The sequence below is a fragment of the Microbacterium testaceum genome (assembly GCF_001476655.1).
GTDB classification, from domain to species: Bacteria; Actinomycetota; Actinomycetes; order Actinomycetales; family Microbacteriaceae; genus Microbacterium; species Microbacterium testaceum_C.
In genome coordinates this window covers 1-6,966 of record NZ_LDRT01000148.1, presented here as the reverse complement: position 1 = coordinate 6,966, position 6,966 = coordinate 1, and the positions used below count along the sequence as shown (strand labels likewise).

The 6,966-nt window shown below is 68.3% G+C and carries 4 protein-coding genes; 1 reads left to right on the top strand and 3 read right to left on the bottom strand.

Annotated features, from left to right (window positions below; translation table 11 throughout):
- A partial coding sequence (locus NS220_RS16560) for a thermonuclease family protein (protein WP_081323239.1) occupies positions 1-451 on the top strand: 451 nt, incomplete at its 5' end.
- On the opposite strand, the gene NS220_RS16555 is transcribed toward NS220_RS16560, so the two are convergent.
- From NS220_RS16555 to NS220_RS16545, 3 genes are all read right to left on the bottom strand, one after another.
- Positions 448-5,388 (bottom strand): helicase-related protein, encoded by a 4,941-nt coding sequence (locus tag NS220_RS16555; protein WP_058625111.1) that lies wholly within the window; start codon positions 5,386-5,388, stop codon positions 448-450. The genes NS220_RS16560 and NS220_RS16555 overlap by 4 nt on opposite strands.
- Before the next feature lie 89 nt (positions 5,389-5,477).
- Positions 5,478-5,951 (bottom strand): hypothetical protein, encoded by a 474-nt coding sequence (locus NS220_RS16550; RefSeq protein ID WP_058625110.1) that lies wholly within the window; start codon positions 5,949-5,951, stop codon positions 5,478-5,480.
- Between the two features lie 301 nt (positions 5,952-6,252).
- Entirely contained in the window at positions 6,253-6,843 is a 591-nt protein-coding gene (locus tag NS220_RS16545) for a recombinase family protein (RefSeq protein WP_058625109.1), read from the bottom strand.
- Positions 6,844-6,966 lie beyond the last annotated feature (123 nt).

The window sequence follows — 6,966 nt, the reverse complement described above, 5'->3', positions numbered from 1 at the left end:
CCCCACCCACCCCTCCGAGCAACCCTCGGAGCACGCCGTCGTCGACGCCGTCGTCGACGGGGACACGTTCAAGATCGCCACGACGAACGGTTTAGTTCGCGTGCGCATCATCGGCATCGACACCCCCGAAATCGGTCGCGACGGCGCGGCGAGTGAGTGCTACGCCGAGCAAGCTCGCGACGAGCTCGACCAGCTCATCTACGGCCACACCGTGGAACTCTTCACCGACCCCACGCAAGCCGAGACCGACAAGTACGGTCGACTCCTGCGGCACGTGTACGTCGACGGCGTGAACGTCGCACTCACCGAACTGGAGGCCGGTGCCGGCCGCGAATACACCTACGACAAGCCCTACGCCGAGCAAGACGATTACCGCGCCGCACAGCGCACAGCCACCGCGGCGAAGCGCGGAAAATGGGGCAGCTGCCCGACGGAATCTTCGGCACCCTAGCGGGTGCGGCCATCGCGCTCGAAGTTGTCGCGTCCCGCTGCCGACTCGTCACCGTCTCGCTGACGAAGAGCCGCGACGCGGCCATTGATCCGAGCACTCAAAGAGGCCCGCGAAGCATCCCTCGCGGAGGCCACGACGGCGTCTGGTGCTCCGTCGACCACCGGACGTTCCGGCGCCGGACTCGGTGGGCCGCTCTGCTCTCTCATCGCCTGGTCGACGCGTTCCACGCGGGCATACGCCTCCTCGAGCTGCGCGGCATAGACGAACGGGGCACCCAGCCGCGCCTCTGCCTGCACGACCGTCTCGCGGGCCTCGGCAACGCGACGCTCGCGATCCGTGATCGCTGACGGGATGCCGTCGACGCGGTTGGCGAGCTGCACCATGGTGCCGACGTTGTTGCGCAGCACCTCTGCAGGATCGACCGTGATACCCATCCCGGGTGCGTCTTCCAGGCTCAGCCGGAGCATCGTTTTTCCGCCCGTCGCTGCGGTGTACTGCCGCTCCGTGTGCGCGGTGATGACGTGCCCGCCGATCACACCGATGCGCTCGGGGGCGGGGATGGGGTTGGAGTACTGCAGGCCCCGTTGGTGCGCCCACGCGCCGAGAGCTTGCGCCGCCTCGGAGCGGCTGGTGTAGACCCGGTCGCGGATCTCGATGCGGAACGCATCTCCTGACACGTCCGTCGACCGGGCGGCAGCTGCGCGCAGCTGCGCGACGATGTCCTCGCCGGTCGAGATCTCTTGCAGCGCCGCGGCGCGGCGGGCGCTGAGGGAGGATTGCGCGCGGTGGTGGGCTGTCTCCTGCCGGCGGAGTTTCTGCAGCGCCTGTTCGGCTTGCGCCTTCTCCAGGATGAGCGGGTTTCCGGACGCCAGGGCCTTGGCCTCCGACGCGCTCATCGCGGATTCGCCGATGTCTTCGATCTCGCGGGAGTCCAGCCGGCCCCGCATGATCTGGTTGATGAACTTCGCTTTCCGCTCGACGGTTTGGTACGAGTAGGCGTCGAAGCTGCGCTCGACGACGTACCGGTAGATCGCCACCTCGTCGTTCTGGTTGCCTTGGCGGATGCCGCGGCCGTCGCGCTGCTCGAGGTCGCTGGGACGCCACGGGCAGTCGACGTGGTGCATGGCCGTGATGCGGTCCTGGACGTTGGTTCCGACGCCCATCTTCTCGGTCGACCCGATGAGCACGGCGACGTGGCCGCTGCGGGCGGCCGCGAATAGCCGGCCCTTCTCGGCGTCGTTCTTCGCCTCGTGGATGAACCGGATCGAGCCCGCCGGCACGCCGCGTGCGGCGAGCTTCGCGCGCAGCTCGTCGTACGCGTTCCATCGCCCAGCGGCGGGGGTGCTCTGGTCGCAGAACACCATCTGCAGGCCGCCGGTGATCGGCGACGGTTCCTGGGTCGTACCGTCGATGAACACACGCTCGCGCTCTGCACGCCAGTGCGCAGCAATCTTTTCGGCGACGTAGTCGAGCTTGCCGAGACCGTCGGGGCGTGATCCGGGGCGCACCAGGCGCATGTCGAGGGCGGCGGCGCGACCGTCGCCGGAGATCTTCAGCATGTTGTCTTCGGTGGGCGACACCTGGCGGGCGCGGACCCGCTCCGCGCGCTCGGCGATCTCTGCGATGTACTCCTGCATCGCGGGAGACGGCGGGATAACGACCGTCGCGTGGGCGCGCTCACCGTCGCTGTCTCGCGCGGCGATCAAGGGAACAGGAAGGTTCAGATCCTCCGCCGTCTTGACGTCCGCGAACACGTGCCACATGCGCAGCATCTCGGGAACGTTCTGGAACTTCGCGAAGCGGGTCTTCACACGGAAGTCGCCCGCCGGCCCCATCTCCAGCTCGGTGACCTGTTCACCGAAGGTTGCCGCCCACCCATCGAATGAGGTGATGCCGGCTGCCTCGAGCAGGTCCGGTCGGAGGTAACGCTGCATCACATAGGCCTCGGTGACCGAGTTGGCCAGCGGGGTCGCCGTGGCGCCGGTGACGACGCGGTCACCGTGCTTGCTGCGGAGGTACTCGAGCTTCATGTGAAGGTCGGTAGCCTTCTTCGACCCGACCTTCCCGGCGTCCTGGATGTTGGACACGACGGTGAGGTTCTTGTACATGTGCATCTCGTCGACGACGACGTAATCGATGCCTGTGCTCTCGAACTCCAGGCCCGGATCACGCGGCAGGTCGACTTTCGCGCGGTAGGACTGCTCGGCACGGAGGATGGCCTTCTCGATCTGCTTGACCGACCTGGCGTCCTCCCCCTGGGCCTCTTCGAGCGCCGTGCGCAGCTGCTCGGTCTGGGTCTGGATGTACTCGGCCTCGAACTGCGACGACAGGGGGATGGTGGTGAATGCGCTCTGCGTCATCAGCACGGCATCCCAGTCGTTCGCGGCCGCACGCGCGACGAAGCGGCGGCGCTTGTCGCCGGCGAGGTCAGCGGTCGAGGCGGCGAGGATCCTCGCTTGCGGGTACATCTGCAGCCACTCGCGGGAGAACTGCTCGAGCATGTGGTTCGGCAAGACCACGACGGGCTTGTTCACCATGCCCATGCGTTTGAGCTCCATGGTGCCCATGACCATCTCGGCGGTCTTGCCGGCACCGACCTGGTGGAACAACCCCACGGCGGGCTCAGCGATCATGCGTGCGACGGCGGCGCGCTGGTGCGGGCGGGGTGTGAAGTTGCTGGCCAGGCCTGGGAGGGTCAGGTGTTCGCCGGCGGCGGAGTAGTCGCGCAGCACGAGGCTGTTGAAGCGGCGGTTGTACTCGTCGTGCAGGCGGGCGGCGCGCTCGGGTTCCTCCCACACCCACTCCGCGAACCGGGCCTGCAGGGCCTGGCCTTTCTCCTGCGCGGCTTCGGTTTCAACGGCGTTGGGGACCAGGCGCTCGCGTCCCTCGACGTCGGTGACCGTATCGCGGACGATGAGGTCGCGCTGCTCCATGAGCGCGGCGGCGATGTCGGTTGCGGGGCGGCGTTCGGTGCCCCACTCGTTGGTGGCGCGGATGCCCCACCGCTGGCCGCGCACGTCCCACTTCCCGGGCAGCGGGTTTTCCACGGTGACGGAGTTGTCGTGGAGGATCTCGCGCAGGAACGCTTGGTGCGTGGCGGCGTCGATCCAGACGGCGCCGAGGCGCGCTTCGATCTCCTCCATGCCGATCGGGTCGGGAAGCACTGCGCGCAGCGCGTCGACGTTCACCTGCAGGTGCGGTGCATCCGCGGCCGCGGCGATCGCCTCGTCGAGCTTCACGCGGACGTTGCCGGAGAGATACTCGGCGGCGGGAACGATCCGGCCCGTGGTGGGGTCGTCGTAGACGAGGGTGCCGAGCTGCGCGCGGGCGTCTTCCTCGTCGACGCCGAGGAGGTCAGCGATGAGCTCGAGGTCGGCACCTCCGGTGCGGTCCAGGCTCAGTGCGAGCGCGTCCTGCGCGGTGTCGGCCCCTTGGGCGATGTAGCGCGGCGCGACGACGCGCTCGGTGAGGAGCGTGGCGGGGACGGCGGTGCGGGTCTGCTCGTCGAAGCGTTCCAGCGCCATGGTCAGCGGCGCGAACGGATCGTCGCGCATGAGGCTGACCGCTTTCGGCATGACGCGCGCGAGGATCTCTTCCCCGGTCTCGGAGTCGGTGCGACCGGTGGAGCGCTCGTTGAACCGGTTGATTGGGCCGTAGGCGTCGACGTAGGCGCGGTAGTCGGCCAGCAGCGCCTGCCGCTGCGCCGTGAGGTCGTCGGTGTCCTCTGACTCGTGCGCCTCGCTCGTGACCAGGGCGCGGGCCTGGTCGCGAAGGCGCAGGAGCGCGGTGAGCTCGCGCGCGTGCGTGCGGGGCACCTTCAGCGGTGTCAGCGCGCCGTCTGCGACCGTGGCGAATGCTCCCCCGCCCTGATCGACGATGGTTCCGTCCCACAGCGCGGGGTCAGCCTCCACGCGCAGGTCTCGCTCGGCGGCGACGTCGGCGCTCGGCGCCGCCATCGTCAGCCCGCGCTCGATGCCGCTCGTGGTGATGTCGACCAGGGCGGTATGCAGCTGCGCGGCCGCGGTCGGGAGATCTCCGCGGACCTGCAGCGTGGTCGACCCGTGGATGCCGGTTCCCACCTCGAGCACGCCGAGGATGTGGTCCGGGCGGTTGTCGAAGTAGGAGTTGACGTAGACCTTCTCCCCGTCGACGAGCCGCGGGGTGACGCTCTCCCAAGTCGTATCCACCGGGTCGGCGCCGGGTTCTCGTCGACGAAGGATCAGCAGGTCCGTGACGGCCTCGGTGCCGGCGGCGCGGCGGTGCGCGCCGGTGGGCAGGCGCACCGCTCCGATCAGGTCGGCCATGTCGCTCATCTCGCGGCGGGCGGCGGGGTTCTGCGCGTCGAGCGTGAACCGGCTCGTCAGCACGGCCATGAGCCCGCCCGGGCGGGTCAGGGCGAGGGACTTGATGATGAAGTGGTTGTGCATCGAGTGCCCGCCACGGTTGTGCGTGGAATCGTGCAGCGCGATGTCGGCGAACGGGACGTTGCCGATCGCCGCGTCGAACGACGCCCGCGGGAAGCGGGTGTCCGCGAACGACTTGGTGCGCACCTGAGCGGCCGGGTACAGCGCCCTCGAGATCGAGGCGGTGAGCGGGTCGAGCTCGACGCCGGTCATCTCTGCGCCGGCGGGCGCCATGCCCATGAAGGTTCCCGCGCCGCTTCCCGGCTCAAGCACCCGGCCGCCCTGGAATCCGAGGCGCTGCATCGCCTCCCACATCGCTTTCACGTAGGCGGGGTCGGTGTAGTGCGCGTTGATCGTCGTCCGACGTGCCGCGGTCAGCTCGTCCTCGGTCAGGCGACTCTGCAGCTGCTCGCGCTCACGCGCCCAGTCGTCGCGGCGTTCGTCGAACACCTCCGGGATGGCACCCCAGCTCGACCACCGAGCCAGCACCGCCTGCTCCCCCGCGGTCGCCGGCCGGCCCTCCGCCTCGAGCACGCGGACGGTCTCGACGGCGGCGACATTCGCTCGGAACCGTGCCTTCGCACCCGAGGGTGCGAGATCCTCCTGCGCGGTAGGACGAAAGCTCAGTACCCCTCGGGGATCTTCGCTTCCAGCTCGACGATCCGCGCCACCGTCTGCTGCATCTGCGCCAGGCGTTCCTCGTACACCGCCGTCAGCAGCGCCGAGTCCGGGTCGCTCTGATCCTCCTGCAGGTACCGGATCTGCTGCTCGAGCTCCGCCCGATCGGGTAGCTCCCCCAGCTCCTGCGACGCCGCTTCCACCTCGTCGTACTCCACCTGCTCCGGCGCCAGCCACACCAGGTCCTTCAGCGCGACCTCCTCGGCCTGCTTCCGGATCGCGTTCAACCGCCCCACCTGGTCGAGGTAGTTCGGCGACGGCTGGTGCTCCTGCTCGAGAATCATCGACAGGCTCGCCACCCGCTCCGACACCTGCTCCCCCAGCTCCGTGAAGAATTCGTCCGGATTCTCCAGCTGATTCACCCTGCTCGGCGCGTGCGTCGTCCAGTGCTCGCGCGCCAGGATCCCGTACCGGTTCATCGACAACCTCCATGTACTCGTCGAAGTCGAATGCCAACTGCCCGTCGACGAGCTGCTGCTCGACGGTGCTGAGCGGCGCCGCGCGCGTCTGCGCGACGTTCTCGTCGGCTTGCTGCTCGGAAAGCCCCCACAGATCGAAGACACCCTGTCCCTCGTGCGGCTTCCGCGCGCGACGACGTGACGCCATCCCCGCCTCCCTCAGTCAGACCTGAGTTCGACGCTATCCAGCGTGATTTTCGCCCTACTCGGCTCGTACCCGCAGCGTCGCTGCGGATGAACCGGAGTCGACCCTCGGCGATCATCACTCCCCCGCCTTCGGTGGTTGGCGCTTGTTGTGTCGGTCGACGGCCCGGTAAACACCGGTCCGTGAGGTGTTGAACATGTGCGCGATCTCGGCGACCGCGAGGTCCCCTGCGGCCATGTGCTTCGCGATGCTCTCGTCCTGCCGCTCCGTCAGCTTTGGGCGCCGGCCCTTCAGCTTCGCCCGCACCTTGGGCCTGGCCATTGCTTCTCGCGTGCGGATGCTGATCCATCCGCCCTCCGCCTCGGCAACCGCGGCGAGGATGGTGAAGAACAGCTTCGCCATCGGGTCCTTCGGGTCGTACGGGGTCGTGCCGTTCTGAAAGATCACCCCGGCATCCGTTAGGCGGCGGACCACCTCGAGCGCGCCTTCCGTGTTCCGTGCGAGACGGTCGAGCGCTGGAACGACGAAGGTGTCGCCCTCTCGCACCGCGGCGAGGGCGTTATCCAGTCCGGTGCGGGTCATCTTCGCGCCGCTGAAGCCGACGTCGCTGTAGATCCGGTCCTCCGGCACGCCGAGCTCGAGCAGCCGAGCCACCTGCCGCTCGGCGTCTTGCTCGATCGTTGAGACGCGTGCGTATCCGACCTTCATAAGCGGAGCGTATCGCATAGGCCACCCTTAACGGTATGAGCTATCGGACGCCTATGCGGTACGACACCGAATCGCGGAATCTCGCGGAAGTCATGTCAGAGGGTGTGAAGTTGATCGCTTCGT